Source organism: Companilactobacillus heilongjiangensis, from assembly GCF_000831645.3.
In the GTDB taxonomy this organism is placed as follows: domain Bacteria; phylum Bacillota; class Bacilli; order Lactobacillales; family Lactobacillaceae; genus Companilactobacillus; species Companilactobacillus heilongjiangensis.
Genome location: NZ_CP012559.1, coordinates 798,568 through 819,219 on the forward strand (window position 1 = coordinate 798,568; position 20,652 = coordinate 819,219).

The following is a 20,652-nucleotide window of genomic DNA, read 5'->3' on the forward strand; positions in this document are numbered from 1 at the left end:
TGCCAGTTAAATATGCCGTCTCCAGAGCTGGGAAATATTCTCAAGCTGTGCGGAACGGCCCGAGCCAAAGGGCGGTCTCGAACCTCGGTTTGAAGCCTTGACACAGTTCGTCAAGTCTCCAAACACGTCCGGTGGTATAAATACGGGAGAAATCTCCCGTACTTATACCACTACCACGGCACACAAATATTTCCCAGTTCTTCCGACTAATTAATCGTTATTTGTTGAATGTAAAATATTTGAATGTATTTATATTCAAACAATTTTAGGCCGTGAAATATTAAAAGTAGGTTATCAACTAGCACCATGCATAAATATAATTAATTGAAGTAGACTATAAAAAATGCCGCGATGGTATGGCTTATAGTCTATTTTTAAATTTGTAGAAGATGATCGGAGTGAATAGTTAAATTAGTCGGAGGAGCAGAGAGGTAGGATTCACCCGCTGTGGGTGTGGCGTTACGGCTTTAGCCGTTACACCACCGGGCGAGTTTGGAGACTTACCGGTCTTTGGTAAGACTTCAAACCGAGGTTCGAGACCGCACTTTGGCTCGGACCGGTCCGCATAGCAGGCGAAATCCTACCTCCCTGCTCCGGAGACGGCACTTTTAGCAATAGTGTACAAAAATACCAAAAGATTTTAGTTGTTTTGTATTTTTAATGTAAGCGTTTTTCAAATAAAATGGGTATATCAATTAAAGACAGACATAATATAAATAAATAATCGTGAGAGGTTCTAATTATGGTAGAAATTGATTTAAATCACATTTATAAGAAATACGCTAACTCTGAAGAAGATGCTTATGCTGTTTCAGATTTCGATTTACATATCAAAGACAAGGAATTCATCGTCTTCGTTGGGCCATCAGGTTGTGGTAAGTCAACAACTCTTCGTATGATTGCCGGTTTGGAAGATATTTCTAAAGGTGAATTGATCATCGATGGTAAGTATGAAAATGATACAGCTCCTAAAGACCGTGATATTGCCATGGTTTTCCAAAATTATGCTTTGTATCCACATATGACTGTATTTAACAACATGGCTTTTGGTTTGAAGTTGCGTAAATACGAAAAAGAAAAGATTGAAGAAAAAGTTAAATACGCCGCTGAAGTATTGGGATTGGAAGAGTATCTTGATAGAAAACCTGCTGCTTTATCTGGTGGTCAAAGACAACGTGTTGCTTTAGGTAGAGCAATCGTTCGTGATGCACCAATTTTCCTAATGGATGAACCATTATCTAACTTGGATGCCAAATTACGTGTTAACATGCGTGCTGAAATTGCTCGACTACACCAAAGACTCAACACAACTACAATTTACGTTACCCACGATCAAACCGAAGCTATGACCATGGCCGACAGAATCGTTGTTATGTCAATGGGTGAGGTTCAACAGATCGGAACACCACATGAAGTTTATGCAACACCTAAGAACAAATTTGTTGCCGGATTTATTGGATCACCAGCAATGAATTTCTTCGAAGTTGAATATAAAGATGGCATCATTAAAGATGGACAAGGATTATCATTGAAGGTTCCTGAAGGACGTGCCAAAGTTCTTAATGAAAAAGGCTACAATGGCAAACGCGTTACTTTAGGCCTTCGTCCAGAAGATATTCACGCTGAAGGTGCTTTTGAAGAGACATGGCCTGAATCATCTGTTAAATGTGAAGTCGTCGTATCTGAATTATTGGGTGCAACTTCAATGCTTTACTCAAAGATTGACGGTACAGAATTCGTTGCAATCGTTGATGCACGTGATTATCACAAACCAGGCGATACAGTAGACTTAACTTTTGATTTGAATAAAGCACATTTCTTTGATGATAAGACAGAAGAAGCCATTAGATAATAGTTTAATATCAATATTTCATAGTTTAAAATTCGCCGTTTAAAAATTTCTTGAATATAAATATATTTGAATAATTTTATATTCAATTATTACTGATCAACTAGTCGGAAGAGCTGGGAAATATTTGTGTGCCGTGGTAGTGATATAAGCACGGGAGAAATCTCCCGTACCTATATCACCGGGCGAGTTTGGAGACTTACCGGTCTGTGGTAAGTCTCCAAACCGAGGCCCGAGACCGTACTTTGGCTCGGGCCGTTCCGCACAGCTTGAGAATATTTCCCAGCTCTGGAGACGGCATAATTAAAAAAAGCACCAACCAGATAATTTGATTGGTGTTTTTGAAGTACAATCTCGAATTTAGACAATAAAACTAGAATTTGTTACTTAATTTGTCATTTATGTAAGCGTTACAATTATATCCGTTAAGAAAATATTATTACGATAGTTTTTCAAAATATATAGAACGTGAATGGTGGCAAATATTATGGTGGGAAGTGTAGCAAGATTTTTAAAACTTTATCCAAGTGCAAAGTTGACGACTGAGCCAGTTTCGAATGCAACTAGTTTTAATTGTCTGATTGCCGGTCAATGGATCAACGTTGATAAGCGTAATCTAACCGAACCAGAAAAGTTTTTGTTGTCGCTGATGAGCCAAGAGGATTCCTCCAAAGCTGTTCAGAATAATTGGTGGCATTTTTTGACAGGTAAAGCTGACGACATTCCCACAATAAATAAAAATGTTAGAATCATTCAATTTGAAATCCAAAAGAATGAAACTAAGCAAAATGCCATTGAATGGTTGAGAGTATTCAAAGATACCTTTGATGATGTGGTCGATTGCTTTTTAATCAGTAATAATTCAGGAGTATTAATTGAAACAGAAACGACTAGTTGCATGGATAAAGAGAGCATCCAACAGATGGTTCAATTACTCGATTCAGATTTTTATACCAAGAGTAACCTTTACATTGGGCAGTTTTGGCCAGTCGATGAGAAGCTACCTAACATTTTTGAGAGCGAAAGACGCTTGTTTAAAAAATCAATAGAAATGAGAGACCGAGTTAATAATCTTTCGACCGTAATCTTAGATTTTCTAGTTGAGCAAAATTTGAAGAATACCGATTTGTTTAAGAGTTTACGCGATAAGATTGAAATTGATCATAAAACAACCCAAATGATCGATGCGTTATATCGCTGCGACTCTAATCTAGCAAAGACATCAAAAATGTTGTTCTTACACAGAAATACATTGCTATATCGAATTGAAAAATTTTATGAACAAACAGGATTTGATTTAAAAGACCGAGACGATTTGATTCTATGTTTCTTGCTATTGAAGTAATTGAATCTTGTATATTGAATCCCATATAAAGAAGACTGCAACGAAATAAGGTTGCGGTTTTTTTAGTCCAATTATAAAAGAAAAGAGTCGGAAGAGCTGAGAGTATTCACCAGCTGTGGGTGTGGCGTTATGGCTTTAGCCATTACACCACCGGGCGTGTTTGGAGACTTGACGAATTGTGTCAAGGCTTCAAACCGAGGCTCGAGACCGCACTGTGGCTCGTGCCGGTCCGCATAGCAGGTGAATACTCTCAGCTCTGGAGATGGACCCTTTAATTTATCCTTAAGCTAGTAAATCTAGTTTAAAGTGTCCAAATATTTCAGTTAGAAAATAGAGGAATTTCTAAAAATAACTTGCTAAGCTTTCTCTTGAAAACACTTACATAAAAACGTAGAGGGGTCTGGTTTATGTCTAAAAAGGGATTTATATTAGCTGCTGCAGTTGGTATGGCGTCAGTGACATTGCTTTGTTCGAGTCACTTGGATTACCAAGTTGCACAAGCTGCTATAGGAACTGAAACAGCTTTTAAGTCACAAGGTATTAATGATTTAGGTACTAACGATTTTGAAAAGAATCCGGAAGCCACAGCTTTATTTCCTGAGGGATTATTGAAATGGAGTCCGCAAACGGATCCGGATGCAAGTTATAATGTTTCCAATGTGAAATTGGCTAAACGTGCACAAGGTCAAAAAGTTAATGATTACCAAAATCCAGATGCAAAAGTTTTGTCAATTGCAATCACTAACCGTCATACTGCTGGAACGCCATCGCAAGGTGACAGTAACAAGGCGGTTTATAACTTCACTAACTGGCAATACGTGGATACTTTGGTTGCTTGGGCAGGTTCGTCCGGTGAGGGGATTATCGTACCGCCAAGTGGTGATTTAACCGATGCCGCGCACAGAAATGGTGTACCAGTGGTCGGGACGGTCTTTTTCCCACCTTCTGTTTATGGCGGTAAGACCGAATGGGTTAAGCAATTTGTTCAAAAAGATAAAAATGGAAAATTCATTGTCGCTGATAAATTGCTTGAAATGGCTGATTACTATGGCTTTGACGGCTGGTTTATCAATGAAGAAACTGATGTCGATGAACAAACAGCCCATGATTTACGTGATATGATGGTTTATCTAAATGAACATAAGAAATCTAGTCAGCAAATTATTTGGTATGATGCAATGTTGCCTTCTGGGGATGTGACATGGCAGGGTGCGTTGAATGATGAAAATAGTTCATTCTTCCAACAAGGTGATAAAAGTATCGCTGATAAAATGTTTATTGATTTCCGTTGGACTAAAGACAAATTGAGTTCATCTAATAAAGAAGCTTTTAAATTAGGTCGAAATCCATACGATCTTTTTGCCGGTATTGACCTGCAAGCGAACGGAATCAATAGTTCTCGCAATCCTGAAATGTTACTGGATGAAAGTGGTAAATTAAAGACTTCGATTGGTTTATATTGTCCTGATTGGACTTTGCGCGATGGTGCTAATTACGACGTCGACAAGTATTGGGAAAATGAGCAAAAGATGTGGACTAATGCCAATAACGATCCGAGAAAAGTGGATACATCGCAAAATTGGCAAGGTATTTCTAAATATGTAGTTGAGAAAACACCTGTAACCCAATTCCCATTTGTCACGAATTTCAACGTTGGTAATGGTGATAACTATTACAAGAATGGTCAGTTAATGACTTCTGGAGCGTATAACAACCGGAGTATTCAAGATATTTTACCGACATATCGTTGGATTCTTGATAATGCTAAAGGTAATAAGCTTTCCGCAAAATTCAGTTATAAGAATGTTTTCAATGGCGGATCATCTGTTGAATTATCTGGCGATATGAAGAACAATGCGGCCAGTTATATCAAACTTTACGCGTCTGATGTAAAGGCAACTGGTAGTGAATCAGCCAAGATTGTTGTTAAAGGCGAAAAGAATCTGGAATTAGTTTTGACCGATGAAAATGATAAAAAGGTCACGTTGGATGCTAATAAATACGATAATATCAATGGTTGGCACGAATACGGATTTAGTTTGTCCAAATTGGCCGGCAAAACAATTAAGTCGATTGGTTTAAATGTTTATGGATCAACTGGTGAAAACCAAATCAATATCGGTTCAATGACATTTAGCAATGGTCAGTTCCAAAGAATAAATAATGTAACCGGTTTGAAAGTTCAAGGTAAGACAGTTACAGACGATATGACAGAAAACGTTCGTTTGCAGTGGGATAAAGCCAATGATGACACTGCCGGTTACAATATTTATCAACGAAAATCTAATGGTCACACCACATTAGCCGGAACGACCTCAAATAATGCTTTCACAATCACGAATGAAAAACGTTCAGAAGGCGTCATTGAATATATCGTTACACCAAAAGATATATTCAATAATGAATATTCTCATAAATCAGCCACAACAAGCTATACATTTAACGTCCTAGAAAAACCCGAGGCAATATTTAGTTCCACTTCAACCTTTGTGAAAGCAGGTGAAGAAGTCACTTTGGCAGCCAAAGTATCACCATCAACGCAAAGTGTCGAATGGGAAATACCAGGTGCTGAAGTGGTTTCTCAAACTGAAAAAGGCATTACCGTTAAGTTTGCTAAAGCTGGTCAATATTCAGTCAATTGTAAAGTAACGAATGCGGCTGGAACAACGGAAGTCAGAAAAGCTGATTACATCACAGTGTATGACGAATCAGCAGGATATAGTGTTCAAGATTTGACGAAATTGGATGGTGTCAGTGCAACTGAAGGTTCAGGGTTCACCAATGAGAATGAAGATTTTTCACACGCAATAGATGGTGATTTAACAACTAAGTGGTGTGATAATTCGCATGAAAATCCGTTCATGATAGTAGATCTAGGCAATACAAAGACGATTACAGGTTTCGAACTTTACAATGCAGCAACAGGTGGCGAAGATAGTGCTTGGAATACGAAAGATTACGATATTTTGGTAAGTAATGACAAGCAAAATTGGACGACTGTTGTTGAACACAGGAATAATACTTTAGATATTAGTAAAGATGCTATTTCAAAAACAGAAGCTCGTTATGTGAAACTGTTTATTCATAAAGCAGAGCAATCAGGCAATACAGCCAGAATTTATGGATTCAAAATTATGGGTGTTGATCAAACCGGAGTTTAGGATTTCTAGTTCCATTTAATTTTTAATATATTTTATTCAAAAGAAACGTCCAAACCTACATTTTTACGATGTGTAGGTCTGGGCGTTTTTGGTGTTCAAAATTATTGGTAATAATCCTCTAGCAAATTAAAAAGTACAAGAGCCGGAGGCGGAAAAATTGATATATCATTTCAAAAGTCTTTTTATACTTTTCCTAGAATTTGTATAACAAATATAGAATTTGTAACTTATTTTGACCATTATGTAAGCGCTATAATTCTGCTTGTAAGTTAATTAAGAGGGGAGGAGGAAAAAGAGAATGGAGAATGACGTAAATCCAGAAGGACCAAAACCAACTGCACCAGCTAAACGCAAGAAGGAAGGTTTCTTCTACAATGTATTCCATAATGGACCATTTCTACTGTTTGCTTTACCGGGTGCCATTTGGATGATCTTCTTCTTTTATATTCCTGTTTTTGCTAACGTAGTAGCATTCAAGGAGTTCCATTTTTCACCAGATGGATTTTTAGCCAGTTTAATGCAGAGTAAGTGGGTGGGCTTTGAAAACTTCAAATTCCTATTTACTTCAGATGCTGCCTGGTTGATCACTAAGAATACGATTTTGTATAACTTAGGATTTATTTCCTTAAACTTGGTTATCTCAGTATTCTTCGCCATCGTTATGAGTGAATTAAGACATAAGAGATTGGTTAAAGTTTACCAAACATCAATGCTTTTGCCTTACTTCTTATCATGGGTTATCATCGGATACTTTGTAATGGCATTCTTAAACCCAGATAAAGGTTTGCTAAACATGATGATGCACACCGACATTAACTGGTATGCGGAACCTAAGTATTGGCCATTTATCTTGCTATTCATTGGGACGTGGAAAGGTATCGGGTATAACAGTATTTTGTACTTTGCGACTGTTATGGGTATCGATCCAACATACTATGAAGCCGCTACCGTTGATGGTGCAAGCAAGTGGCAACAAATTAAGAACATTACGATTCCACAACTAGTTCCATTGATGACCTTGATGACAATCTTGGCTGTTGGTAATATCTTCCGTGCCGACTTCGGTTTGTTCTATCAAGTCCCACAGAACTCAGGAGCTCTATATAACGTAACCTCAGTTCTTGATACATATATCTTTAACGGATTAACATCTACCGGTGACATTGGTATGTCCAGTGCAGCCAGTCTTTATCAGTCAGTTGTTGGATGTGTCCTCTTAGTTTCAACCAACGCACTTGTTAGAAAACTTGATGGCGATTCAGCACTATTCTAGGAAGGAGAATTGAAATTGATTAATAAGAAGAAAAAGAAAATTGATAGCGTTTCAGTTCACTCCTTTAGTAAAGGTGCTGATTTATTCTTCAATATAATTGTTGCGATATTCGCTATCTCATGTTTGATTCCATTGTTCTTCGTTGTGGTAATTTCATTGACAGACGAAAATGCTTTGGCAACATATGGTTACAGACTCTGGCCGAAAGTTTGGAGTTTTGCAGGTTACAGATATCTTGCAACTATGGGTGTAGAGTTACTTAGATCACTCTGGGTATCCATCTTAGTTACAGTTGTTGGTACATTGATCAACTCAACATTCACATCAACTTATGCCTATGCAATTTCAAGAAACACTTTTAAATATCGTCGTTTCTTCACGGTTTTCTGTTTGATCACGATGTTGTTCTCACCTGGTATGGTTGCTAACTATATCGTTGTAACTAACTTCTTGCACTTGAAAGATACACTTTGGGCTTTGATATTGCCAATGGCCGTCAGTCCATTCAATATCATAGTTATGCGGACATTCTTTAAACGACAAGTTTCTGAATCAATTATCGAATCAGCCCGTATCGATGGTGCGAGTGAATTAAGAATCTTTACGCAAATCGTTATTCCACTAGCAGTACCTGGTATCGCAACAATCAGTTTGTTCGCTGCCTTAGGATACTGGAATGATTGGTTCAACGCCTTGCTATATATCCAAAGCGACAACTTGATTCCATTGCAATACTTATTGATGAAGATTCAAGCAAATATCGAAATGCTTTCGGCAAGTTCTGGTATGGGTTCACAATTTGGTGGCAGTTTACTAGCAATTCCGAAGGAAGCAACAAGAATGGCCATGGTTGTTATTGCCACATTACCAATCGCAGTCAGCTATCCATTCTTCCAGAAATACTTTGTCCGTGGTCTAACCATCGGTGGTGTTAAGGAATAACTTTTATAAAAATTCAGTATCGGGGGATACAAAATGAAAAAATGGGTTAAACGTGTCGTAGGATTGTCACTTTTAGCTGTCACAGCTGTAGGATTAACAGCTTGTGGATCAAAGAAATCAGCCAGTGACAATGGCACACCAACATTGTTAATGTATCAAATTGGTGATAAACCAAAGAATTACGATAAGTTGATTGCCAACACGAATAAGGTTCTTGAGAAAAAGGCCGGAGCTAAGTTGAAGATTCAATATATCGGCTGGGGTGATTACAAGCAAAAGATGTCAGTTATCGTTTCATCTGGTGAAAAGTATGATATTGCCAAAGCTGATAACTATGCGGTTAATGCTCAAAAAGGTGCATATACTGATTTAACATCAATGCTACCTAAGTACGCTAAATCAGCTTATGAAGGCTTAGATCCAGCTTATATCAAAGGTAACAAGATTGACGGTAAGCTTTATGCAATGCCAATCAACTCCAATGTTTATTCAACACAAGTTATCTCATTTAATAAAAAATACTTAGACAAGTACAACATTAATGTTGATAACATCAAGTCATACGATGATTTGGAAGATGCATTTAATCAATTCCATTCTCAAAACAAGAAAGTTTTAACATTCTCAACTGGTCCTAATTTACGTATCGGTTCTAACCTTGATTTTGCAATCGACCAAAACTATCCATTTGCAGTTAATGCGGTTGATAACGGTAAGAAGATCATTAACCCCTATGATGACCCAGCTTATGTAGCAACATTGAAGAAGTTCCACGAATACTACAAGAAGGGCTACATTGCTAAAGATGCAGCGACTGACAACACAGACCGCCCATTGAGTGGTGACACATGGTTCGCTAGACAAGAAACACAAGGACCATTCGATTACGGTGACCACCAATTATCACAAACAGCTGGACAAGAAATTGTTTCAAGAGCCATTAGTCCTGCAATCAAGTCAACAGCTCAAGCACAAATGTACAACTATGTTGTAAGTAACAACTCTGACAATAAAGAAAAAGCAGTTAAAGTTCTTGGCGTTATGAACAGTGACCCAGAAGTTCTAAACGGTTTGGTTTACGGTGAAAAAGGTGAAGCTTGGAAGTATGTTGAAGACGACAAACGTGTTGAACTACTTAAAGGCTACAAAGAAGGTTACCATTCAGCACCATGGCAAACAGGTGATAACAACAAGATCACACCTACAAAGAATATAACTGATGAAATGATTCAAACACGTATCCAAGATACAAAAGATGCCATCACATCTCCAATCCTTGGATTCCAATTCAAGACAAAGAACGTTAAGACTGAATTGACAAATATTTCAAATGTTATGAACAAGTATCTAGCCGGTCTACAAACTGGTACATCAGATCCAGAAACAACAATTCCTAAGATGAACAAAGAATTGAAGAAAGCTGGATATGACAAGGTACAAAAGGAAATGCAATCACAATATGATTCATTCCTAAAGGACCAAAAATAGTTTAAAACTCCCCTAATTCAAATAAAAAAATAATAAAGAGAGGCTGAGACGACGTCTCAACCTCTCTTTATTGCTACAAAGGTTTGCCGTCTCCAGAGCTGAGAGTATTTTTACCCGCTATGCGGACCGGTCCGAGCCAAAGGGCGGTCTCGAACCTCGGTTTGAAGCCTTACCAAAGACCGGTAAGGCTCCAAACTCGCCCGGTGGTGTAAGAGCTAAAGCTCTAACGCCACACCCACAGCGGGTAAAATACTCTCAGCTCTTCCGACTAATTTGTAACGATGAATAAGTATTAATCTTAATAATTTAATTTCTAAGTATGATTCAACATTTATGTTTAACGTATGTGTCGTGTCATCTTTTAGATAAGAGCGTCTACATTAACTAATATATTGATACATTTGAAGGTAATGCTAGTATCAAAAATAACCCTAGCCGGAGGTTGTCATAAATATAGTCAGCAGTGAAGGTGGCGTTATTGCTTTAGCAATTACACCACAGGACGAGTTTTGAAATTCGAGTGGTCTTCTCGAAGTTCAAAATCGAGGTTCGAGACCGCACTTTGGCTCGAACCGGTCCTCACAGCAGACTATATTTCTGACAACCGGAGGCGGCATATTTAAAAAAGAAAACAGAGGTAGAGATATGGTTTCCCAAGCTGTTCAACAATTGTTTATTAAAGCGTATACGATCATTAAATTAAATCTATTGTTCTGGGCATTAAGCTTTGCCGGAGGACTGGTTCTCGGTATTGGACCAAGTTTGATGGTTGTGAATGAACTGTTCTTTGATAATGGATATGACTATGGTCAAATGACTTGGAAAAAAGCGTGGAAATTGTTCAAGCAGAATTTTTCAATTGGGAATAGGTTATTCTACTCATTTTTCGCGGTAGCATTTATACTAAGTTATAGTTTGTTCTTATCAGTTCAAGTGCCCGGTTTGCTATTTATTGTAATCGATTTCATCATCGCGATTGTGCTATTAGCTATCATCTGCATTTATGCTTACACATTGAATATTAAAGCTGGTTTCGATATCAATGTTATCAACAGTTTCAAGTTGGCCTGTGCACATTATTTCTTCAATTTCTTCGACAACTTGAAACAGTTGCTTGGTTTGATAGTTATTTTAGGAATTACTTACAAGTTCCTCGGATTGATTCTTTTCGCAACAGTCAGTCTGATAGTAATTTATACACAATTTGTCGGTCAAAACTGGATTAAGCATGTGGACGAGTTGAATTAATTGGGGTTATAAATATGATTGATAATCATTACAATCTTCAAAAGTTAATGACGTTTTACATTAAGGTAATGGTAATCACCATTACCTTATTTGCGGTTTTGATGTCTGCTTTCAGAATCGTTGATATTTATGTTGAAAAGGATCAGACGTTGGATGAGGGTATCAATCGTAGTTCGGCAATTGTCGAATCGCAGCAGAATCAAGTTGATAATTTAACGAAAAATATCAATCAGAGTCAGGATCGAGTCGCTAACTTGGAAGCTTTTTTCCGAATGAATCCGGAAGATTATCTAGATTACAGTCAAGATCATTCCAGTAGCAGTTACTTCTATTATTTGCCCAATCAAGTATCTGATTTCTTGAGAAATAGTAAGGCTACAAAGGTGACGTTGTCGTTAAATCAAGAGGCTGAGTCGATTAGTATGAATTCACAGAATCTCAGTGGAAAAAAGGTTGCAGCCAAAGAAACTGTTTCAAAAGGATTGTACTATGGCACATCACTGATCAATGATTCGACATATCAACCTTACGGCTCAGTTATTGTAAATTTTGGTCCGCATGCTTTGAATACTTCACTGAATCAGGCACATAACAGTTCAGGGATGCAGCTGTTTGTTGTCACGAGTGTGGGAAGAATCAGATATAGTTATCACCCTGAACTTTTAACGGTGGCAAAGAAGAGTTTGATTAATAATCCTAAGCAAGGTAAAAGTCTGATTCATTCGCTGGAGGATAGGTATTTTGTGAAGACACAAAAAGCCGATAACCAAGATGATATTGTGGCTTTGGTGCCCAAATATGTGGTGTATCGGAAGATAGTTTTGACTATTTTATTCTTCATATTGTTGGCTGTTATCGTTGACTTTTTCTTATGGTGGACGTTGAAATATGTTTTCCATAACTACACGTTACATTTGGAATCGATGACTAAGGCGATGGAAAAAGTTTCTGGGGGCGATTTGAAGACGAGAATTCCCGTTCCTAGTGAAGAGGGCGAGCTGAATACATTGGCTACCGGAGTCAACGACATGTTGGATGCGATTGACCAATATGTTTTGCAGATATATCAATTGGAATTGGCGCAAAAAGATGCCAATATGAAGGCTTTACAATCACAGATAAATCCACATTTCTTATATAATACTCTCGAGTACATTCGGATGTACGCAATCAATGAAGGTCAGACGGAACTAGCTGATGTGGTGTTTAATTTTGCCAGTTTATTGAGGAATAACATTAGTCAGGAAAGTACGGTCACATTGGAGAAAGAGTTTGAGTTTGCGGAAAAGTATATTTATCTTTATCAGATGCGTTTTCCAGATCAGTTAGGTTATCAGCTTAATTTGGCGGATGAGTTGAAAGAGTTGCGTGTACCTAAGTTTATCGTTCAGCCATTGGTTGAAAATTACTTTAAGCATGGTATCGATCTAGAACGTTTCGACAATGCAATTCATATTAAGGCTCGAAGAAAAGCCAATACCGTTCTGATTTCAGTTTCCGACAATGGGACACCGATGACTTCTGAACAGTTGGAGAAACTCAACGGAAAATTGTCGGCACAGGGGAATGATTTGGTAAAAGGTGATATGTCGATTGGATTGATGAATGTTAAAGCCCGCATGACTGGAGCATTTGGAAATGATTTTGAAATGAAAGTTATGAACAACGACTTTGGTGGGGTCACAGTAACGATGCAGATATTTTTGGAGGGGTAAAATATGTACTCAGTTCTGATTGTTGACGACGAATATATGATTTTAAAGGGATTAGAGAAGATCATTAAATGGTCTGACTATAGTTTTGAAATTGTTAAAGCAGCACGTAATTCGAAACAGGCATTGGAATTTTTGGAGGATAACGATGTCGATTTGATAATAACTGACGTTAATATGCCGAGAATCAGTGGCTTAGATTTAATTGAAATGGCTCAGGATAAAGGTAAAAAGTTTGAATTCATGATCCTTTCAGGTTATCAGGAATTCGATTACGTTAGAACTGGTTTACAACTAGGCGCTATCGATTATATTTTGAAACCGGTTGATTCGAAGGCATTGGTGGCGTCTTTAGCCAAGGTTAAGAATATTTTGGATTCACAGACGGCCATTCAAAAAGCGTCAGTTGTTTCATTAAATGCGCAAATGCAGCGACTGTTTGAAAACGATATTGACCGTTCAGAGATCAGTTCGTTATTTCATCAATTGCGTATCACACCGGATATTATCAAGAGCGGCATGACTGTCATTGCCTGCAATCGTCTGAATGATTTTTCGAAAGTTGAACAATTATGTCAGCAATATGGCCAAGTATTGAGTTTTGAACACAATCGCCATCTATTTATCGGATTCGTGGGCGGTCGAGGGCTGTTATTGAAATTCGTACGTGAGTTGGAAGATAAGTGTTACATCACGGGTGAGTCGTTTATTACCGTTGGCGAAACGGTCTACGATTGGCAAAATATTAGTCAGAGTTATGAACAGGCAGCGCGTCTTTCCAAAATATATAAGTTTTATGAAAAAAGTAATAAATTTAGTAATAATAACTTACGTGTCGATTGGCTAAAACAAGCTACTTTGCCAAAAGTGTCACTTGTAAAGATTAAGCAGGCGATTGCTTTGGGTGAGTACGAGCAGTTGATGGATGAGTTGAAAAGTATTTTTAGCGATTTAACTAGTCGCGGTGCCAGTCCATCGTATGTCCGACAAATTGCCTTTCTGGTTTATTCAGAATTAAATGTCAAAGTTAATTTTGATGAACAGACGTACCAGGAATATGTGGTCAGAATTAATAACGCCGATGATTTGCAGAGTCTGGTAGATATTTCTTCAGAAGTAATCAAACAACTATCTCAAAAAATCGATGATCAAAAGTATTCTGAAAATATCAAACAAGTTATGTCACTGATTCATAAAGATTTTAATGACGACTTGAGTTTGAAATTAGTTTCAGATGAATTACATTTGAATCCAGATTATCTAGGTCAATTATTCAAAAAAGAAGCCAAGATGAGTTTTTCAAAGTATCTCAATGAATATCGAATTCAACAAGCACAGGAATTATTACGAAATACTAACCAAAGTATTGCTGAAATTGCAGATAATGTTGGATACACAACAACAGCTTATTTCTACCGTAATTTCAAATCTATCTGTGGATTGTCACCAAAAGAGTATCGAAAAAAATACATTTAAAGGAAAAATATTATGCTGAAATTTCCCAAAGAATTCCTCTGGGGGGCTGCTGCCTCCGCTCCACAAACTGAAGGACATAGCTTGATGAACGGCAAATCTGCCACAACTTGGGACAAGTGGTTTGAGATGAGTCCGGAAAAATTCAATGATAATCAAGGTCCCAGCAATACTTCTAATACGTATGAAATGTATCGTGAAGATGTTGCCAATATGAAAAAAATTGGTCTCAACTCTTATCGAACATCGATTTCATGGGCTCGTTTGTTACCAGATGGGCAGAATTTGAATCAAGAGGCCGTTGATTTTTATCGGGCATATTTTCAAGCGATGTTGGATAACGGTATTAAACCAATTATCAATCTTTTTCACTTTGATATGCCTTGGTGGTTGATGGAAAAAGGTGGTTGGGAAAATCGAGAGTCTGTCGATGCATTTGGATTTTATGCGAAAACTGCCTTCGAGCAATTTGGGGATTTAATAACTGAATGGACAACTTTTAATGAACCAATGGTGCATGTTGAATGTGGTTATTTGTATAAGTTTCATTACCCAGAAGTAGTCGATATGAAGCGTGCCGTGCAAGTAGGATACAACACTTTGATGGCGCATGTTATGGCGGTGAATGAATTTCGCAACAGTGGAATTAATGGTCGTATTGGGATTATTTTGAATGTTTTGCCAGCATATAGCCGTAGTGATGACCACGCTGATTTGCAAGCCAAGAAGGCATCAGATTTAATCAACACACAGAGTTTTCTGGACCCAGCCGTGTTAGGAAAGGTACCGGAAGAATTAATTGAATTATTCAAACAAAATAATTTGTTGCCCACAACCGAATTGGAAGATGCTAAGTTAATAAAATTCAATACGGTTGATTTTATCGGTATCAATTATTACCAACCAAGACGTGTTCAAGCTCCAACTAATCCTAAAATTCCTGCCGAAATGCCTGAAGATTTATATGAACCGTATGATTGGCCGGACAAGGAAATCAATCCTTATCGTGGTTGGGAAATTTATCCTCGTGCTTTATTCGACATTGCGATGATGATGAAGGATAAGTATCACAATATTCCTTGGTATGTGAGTGAAAATGGTATGGGAGTAGCAGATGAAGCACGTTTTAAAGATGATTCAGGTATGATTGACGATCAATATCGAATTGACTTTATCAAAGAGCATTTGGAACAATTACATCGTGGAATCGAAGCTGGCAGCAACTGTTTTGGCTATCATATGTGGACCTATATCGACTGCTGGTCATGGCTCAATGGTTATCGCAATCGCTACGGCTTTTACAGTGTGGATTTAGATGATAATTATAAGCGAACAGTTAAAAAGAGTGGTTTGTGGTTTAAAGAATTGACAAAAAATAATGGCTTTGAACTGGAGAAATAACATGGAGCAAATAGTATCGATCGATGTTGGTGGAACAAGTATTAAATATGGACTTTGGAATGAGAGCGAACAGTCGCTGTCATCTAAAGGTAAAGTTGCCACTCCTAAGGATTTATCAGGGTTTTATGATGTCATTAAAGAAATTGTGACAAAGTTTGATGATGAACAAGTTGATGGCGTGGGATTCAGTATTCCCGGTGCAGTCGATCAAAAAACGGGTGTCATTGGTGGAATTAGTGCATTGCCATATATTCACAACTTCCCAATTCAAGCAGAGTTAGAAAATCTTTTGAATTTAACAGTGACAATGGAAAATGATGCCAACTGTGCTGCACTAGCCGAAGTTGCTGTCGGTGCCGCTTCTGATATGAATGACGTTATCTTTATTATTATTGGTACAGGTGTCGGTGGAGCAGTTGTGTTGAATCGCCAAGTTATTCACGGCAAGCATTTGTTAGGCGGCGAGTTTGGGATGATTCTTGATGATAAAAATGAGCGTCTCAGTTTACGTGGCACAGCGGTACACATGGCGGAACGTTATAATGGTGATTCCGGTCAAAAGTTCACTGGTCAGGAAGTTTTTGAATTAGCTGAACAGGGTGATGCAGTGGCTCAACGATATACTGATGACGTCTATCAAAATTTGGCACGTGCCATCTATAATTTGCAGTTTGTGGTTGATCCCGAAGCTGTGATAATTGGTGGTGGAGTGTCTGCTAATAGTAATTTTATTCAAAAATTAGATACAGAGATAAAGAATTTAGTTAAGGGCGTTGACGATATTAAGATTGTTCCAACATTGATTGCGGCCGAATATCATAATGATGCTAATTTGATAGGGTCGGCATATAACTTTTTTAATAAGCATTAATTTCGGTCGCCTCCGGTCGTCAGTAATATAGTCCTGCTGTGGGACCGGCTCGAGCCAAAGGACGGTCTCGACCCTCGATTTTGAACTTCGCCAGGTTCGCGAATTTCAAAAGTCGTCCTGTGACGTAAAGGATAAATCCTTAACGCCACTTCCACTGCTGGACTATATTACTGACGACCTCCGGCTAGTGCATTTAATATATGTTGTTTTTAAGAAGGTTTAAATATTTATCCAAAAAGAACGTTCCAAACGTACATTTCAAAAATGTATGTTGGAACGTTCTTTTTATTGTGAGAATTTTATTTTTGTAATTCTTCGATTGCTAAAGCAAAGTTACCCAATGTAGCTGAACCGTTATTTTTAACGGCTGGCATTTGAATATACTTTTCCAAATCGGGAACTTGCACATAACCGTTGAGCAATTCTTTGAATTGTTGGCGAACTTTTACTAAGAATGCTTCACTAACAACGCCACCGCCGAAGACGATTTTGTCTGGTCGTAAAATTAATGTTGCTTGAATGGCTGCTTGAGCAACGTAATATGCCATTATGTCCCAGGTGTGATCTGTTAAAGGAACGTCTTTACCTTTGATACCAAGTCGTGCGTCAAACGTTGGTCCGGCAACTAATCCTTCTAAACAGTCTTCATGATAAGGGCAGATACCTTTGAAATCTAAATCATCTGGGTGGCGACGTAGGAAGGTGTGTCCCATTTCGGGATGTCCGAGGTCACCAACAAATTTACCGTCAGAAATGGCTCCAGCACCGACTCCAGTGCCAATTGTGTAATAAGTTAATGAATTAATTTTTTCGTTGGCGAGGGTCGACATGACATATTCGCCATAAGCTGAACCGTTAACGTCGGTTGTCCAAAATATGGGGATGTCGAAAGCTTTTTTCATTTCGCCAAGAAAGTTAGTATCATGCCAATTTGGCTTTGGTGTTGATGTAATGTAGCCATATTTAGGTGAGTTTTTGCGTAATTCAATGGGACCAAATGAAGCAATACTCAAGGCCTTAATGTCGAACTTTTTAAAATAATCAATTGCCTTTTGAATTGTCTCTTCTGGGGTCGTCGTTGGGAATTGGATAATATCTTGAATCCGATAATCCTCATCTCCAATTGCACAAACAAACTTTGTTCCACCAGCTTCTATACTTCCTACTAACACAGTCATCGCTCCTTATTTTTAAAAGTAATCGTTTTCATAATTAGAGATTACTATCAAATTAGGGTGGCTTCAATTTCGATGTGTACAAAAAACAACCAATAAATTAGGCAATGTATATAAATTTTGGCGTCTCCATGGATGAAAATATTCACCTGCTATGCGGACCGGCCCGAGCCGGAGTGCGGTCTCGAACCTCGGTTTGAAGCCTTACCAAAGACCGGTAAGTCTCCAAACACGTCCGGTGGTGTAATTGCTAAAGCAATAACGCCACACCCACAGCTGGTGAATATTTTCATCCATTCCGACTAATTTATTTTCTACTAGTATTAACAATCAAATCAAATGTATTGGCAAAGAACCATTAATTTTAGAAGCTAACAAAAAAGAGCCGAGAATATTTGTCGCTGTGTGGACCAGCAAATATTTTCGACTCTGGTAATTAACTTTTAATATAAACCACTTCATGCAACATTCCATATTCGGTTTGGTCGGCAATGTAATCATCGCTGGATTCAAAATCAAACATTTCATAAAAAGCTCGTGAAGTTAAATTATTCTTCAATACTAATAAATAAATTTCGTTGAATTTTTTCTGCAATGTATCGAGAGCTGCTTGGAAAAGTTTTTGTCCGATACCTTGATGTTGAAATTGTGGCAATACATATAATGAATATATTTCCCCGAAGCCACTGTATTTCTTTCTTCTCGCCGGTCCATAAGTACAAACCCCGACGATTTGTTGATCTTTAGTTAATGCTACCAAGGTATTGTTGATTCTCATTTCCGGGTGCCAAGTGGATTTTAAATTGATATTATCCAACAATGCTTGGGGAACGAGTCCCACGTATGAATAAGTCCAAGTTTGATAATAAACGCGACGGATGCTGTCAAAATCAGTCTGTGAGTCAGTTTTAGCTATTTGACAGTCCATATTAATCGCGACTTTCGACAGCTTCACTGGCACTAGCAAAGACTCCGAGTTTACCTAACAATAGTCCGAGGAAGAATCCGGAAAATGTAGGTACGACCCAGCCTAATCCTAAACTAGCTAGTGGAACATATTGGTGGTAAGCGGCTAAGACTGTTTTGACAAAGTTAACACTTGTAACGGCAGCGGGTGAAGCATTCAACATATCGAAGACAGCTGGCAATACGGTGAATGCAATCGTCATTTTATAAACGACTCCGGCATATGGTTTAGCGTGAACGGTCAATGAAACGAGGATCAATGCAAGTGATAGTGGGTAAAGTAGCATCAAGACTGGCAATGACCAAGCGATGATGTTATTTAATCCGGCATTAGCAACAACAAATGACAAGATAGTTGTCGTTCTTAACCATGCTAAGTAGCTAACTTTAGGGAACAATTTGTGAAAATCTTGTGAGAATGAAGCAACTAATCCCATGGCAGTTGTGAAGACTCCTAAGGTAACTAAGACACCTAGGAATGCGGCACCAAATCGACCAAAGTAGTTACCAACGATTTGTGAAAGTGCAACACCACCGTTAGCCGATAGAGTCAATTTACTTAAACTGAAAGCACCTAATAAAACTAATCCAAAGTAAACTAGAACTTCAACAGCGATACTCAATGAACCTGCTTTAGCAGTTAAAACGGATAATTCACGATCTTTGTAGCCAAGGCCTTTAACAGCATGAACAAAAGTAACACTCAAGGCAAGCAAGGCAACGGCGTCAACTGTGTTGTAACCTTCAAGCAAACCACTGACAGTTGAGTTAGTTTGATAAGCTTGTGTTGGCATGTGATTCAAACCACCCATTGGATGTAAGAATGCAACGACGAATACGACGGCTAATAATAGCAAAAAGATAGTGTTGAGATATTTCCCAACGTATTTTAATAATTGACTTTGATGAACAGTCAAAGTATATGCGAGACCGAAGAAGGCAGCAGTGAATAATAACATCCCGACGGTGTCAAATTTTGCTGGTAGAAATGGTTGAACGGCCATTTGGAAAGCTGTTGCAGCGGTACGTGGTGTACCAAATAGTGGTCCGATTGTGAGGTGGACCAAAACTAGGAATAAGGCAGCGTAGAATTTGCCGACTGGACGAGCGAGATCGTATAAGCCATCACTCTTTGTTACGACAACGGCCATGATTGCTAGTAATGGGAAGAGGGAACCGGAAATTGCGAATCCAAATGCAGCTGAGAACCAATTGTTACCAGCTAATTGTCCCAAGTGAACTGGGAAAATTAAGTTACCTGAGCCAAAGAACATTCCAAAAATTAGGGAACTGACTACGAGTAAATGTAAAACTTTCTTTTTATTGTTTCTTTCTCCTGTTAAATCTAAATCGTCTTTCATAATACATCCTCCTAAAAATGTTGTTTCTAATCTGTGTTGGGCCCTTAATGCCACTAATGTCAGAATCCATTTTTACCACCTCTTTTTTTAGTTAAAGACTGCCGCTTCTGGTTGTAGAGGAATGCTTTTATGCTATGGGACCGGTGCGAGCCAAAGTACGGTCTCGCGCCTCGCTTTTGAACTTCGAGAAAACCACTCGAATTTCAAAAGACGTCCGTGGTGTAAGGACGAAATGTCCTAACGCCACCTTCACAGCATATTGCATTCCTCTACAACCAGAAGCTAGTTTATTCAAGAATCGAATTAACATCACCATTGTTTTATGGATGAAATAATTAATACAATCTTTATACAAATAACGTTTTGAGTTTACTAATTTTGGTACAA

Annotated in this window: 14 protein-coding genes; 11 read left to right on the plus strand and 3 right to left on the minus strand. The window is 38.2% G+C overall.

Annotated features, from left to right (window positions below; translation table 11 throughout):
• The first annotated feature begins 742 nt into the window (after positions 1–742).
• From JP39_RS03660 to JP39_RS03710, 11 genes are all read left to right on the plus strand, one after another.
• Positions 743–1,852 (plus strand): ABC transporter ATP-binding protein, encoded by a 1,110-nt coding sequence (locus tag JP39_RS03660; RefSeq protein ID WP_041499254.1) that lies wholly within the window; start codon positions 743–745, stop codon positions 1,850–1,852.
• A gap of 484 nt (positions 1,853–2,336) precedes the next feature.
• Positions 2,337–3,194 (plus strand): helix-turn-helix domain-containing protein, encoded by an 858-nt coding sequence (locus JP39_RS03665; protein ID WP_041499253.1) that lies wholly within the window; start codon positions 2,337–2,339, stop codon positions 3,192–3,194.
• Positions 3,195–3,601: 407 nt separating this feature from the next.
• Positions 3,602–6,355, plus strand: a complete 2,754-nt coding sequence (locus JP39_RS03670) for an endo-beta-N-acetylglucosaminidase (RefSeq protein ID WP_041499366.1) — start codon at positions 3,602–3,604, stop codon at positions 6,353–6,355.
• A gap of 298 nt (positions 6,356–6,653) precedes the next feature.
• Positions 6,654–7,628, plus strand: coding sequence for an ABC transporter permease (locus JP39_RS03675; RefSeq protein WP_048698922.1), 975 nt, complete (start codon positions 6,654–6,656; stop codon positions 7,626–7,628).
• Between the two features lie 18 nt (positions 7,629–7,646).
• Positions 7,647–8,570: a carbohydrate ABC transporter permease gene (locus tag JP39_RS03680; protein ID WP_041499364.1), complete on the plus strand. Its 924-nt coding sequence runs from the start codon at positions 7,647–7,649 to the stop codon at positions 8,568–8,570.
• Between the two features lie 33 nt (positions 8,571–8,603).
• Complete coding sequence (locus JP39_RS03685) at positions 8,604–10,058, plus strand: ABC transporter substrate-binding protein (protein ID WP_041499252.1); 1,455 nt, start codon at positions 8,604–8,606, stop codon at positions 10,056–10,058.
• 645 nt (positions 10,059–10,703) lie between these two features.
• Positions 10,704–11,306 carry a DUF624 domain-containing protein gene (locus tag JP39_RS03690; RefSeq protein WP_041499251.1) on the plus strand — a complete coding sequence of 201 codons (603 nt, stop codon included), beginning with the start codon at positions 10,704–10,706 and terminating at the stop codon, positions 11,304–11,306.
• Positions 11,307–11,320: 14 nt separating this feature from the next.
• Positions 11,321–13,021 (plus strand): sensor histidine kinase, encoded by a 1,701-nt coding sequence (locus JP39_RS03695; RefSeq protein WP_048698925.1) that lies wholly within the window; start codon positions 11,321–11,323, stop codon positions 13,019–13,021.
• Between the two features lie 3 nt (positions 13,022–13,024).
• Positions 13,025–14,494, plus strand: a complete 1,470-nt coding sequence (locus tag JP39_RS03700; protein ID WP_041499250.1) for a response regulator transcription factor — start codon at positions 13,025–13,027, stop codon at positions 14,492–14,494.
• 12 nt (positions 14,495–14,506) lie between these two features.
• Positions 14,507–15,892 carry a glycoside hydrolase family 1 protein gene (locus JP39_RS03705; RefSeq protein WP_041499249.1) on the plus strand — a complete coding sequence of 462 codons (1,386 nt, stop codon included), beginning with the start codon at positions 14,507–14,509 and terminating at the stop codon, positions 15,890–15,892.
• Position 15,893: 1 nt separating this feature from the next.
• Positions 15,894–16,763: an ROK family protein gene (locus tag JP39_RS03710; RefSeq protein WP_041499248.1), complete on the plus strand. Its 870-nt coding sequence runs from the start codon at positions 15,894–15,896 to the stop codon at positions 16,761–16,763.
• Positions 16,764–17,062: 299 nt separating this feature from the next.
• Here JP39_RS03710 and scrK read toward each other — a convergent pair whose 3' ends face one another.
• The 3 genes from scrK to brnQ all read right to left on the minus strand — a co-directional run bounded on the left by scrK (position 17,063) and on the right by brnQ (position 20,265).
• Positions 17,063–17,935, minus strand: a complete 873-nt coding sequence (gene scrK / locus JP39_RS03715) for a fructokinase ScrK (protein ID WP_041499247.1) — start codon at positions 17,933–17,935, stop codon at positions 17,063–17,065.
• A 439-nt stretch (positions 17,936–18,374) separates the two neighbouring features.
• Positions 18,375–18,866, minus strand: a complete 492-nt coding sequence (locus JP39_RS03720; RefSeq protein ID WP_041499246.1) for a GNAT family N-acetyltransferase — start codon at positions 18,864–18,866, stop codon at positions 18,375–18,377.
• Position 18,867: 1 nt separating this feature from the next.
• Entirely contained in the window at positions 18,868–20,265 is a 1,398-nt protein-coding gene (brnQ, locus tag JP39_RS03725; RefSeq protein WP_041499245.1) for a branched-chain amino acid transport system II carrier protein, read from the minus strand.
• Positions 20,266–20,652: the final 387 nt, after the last annotated feature.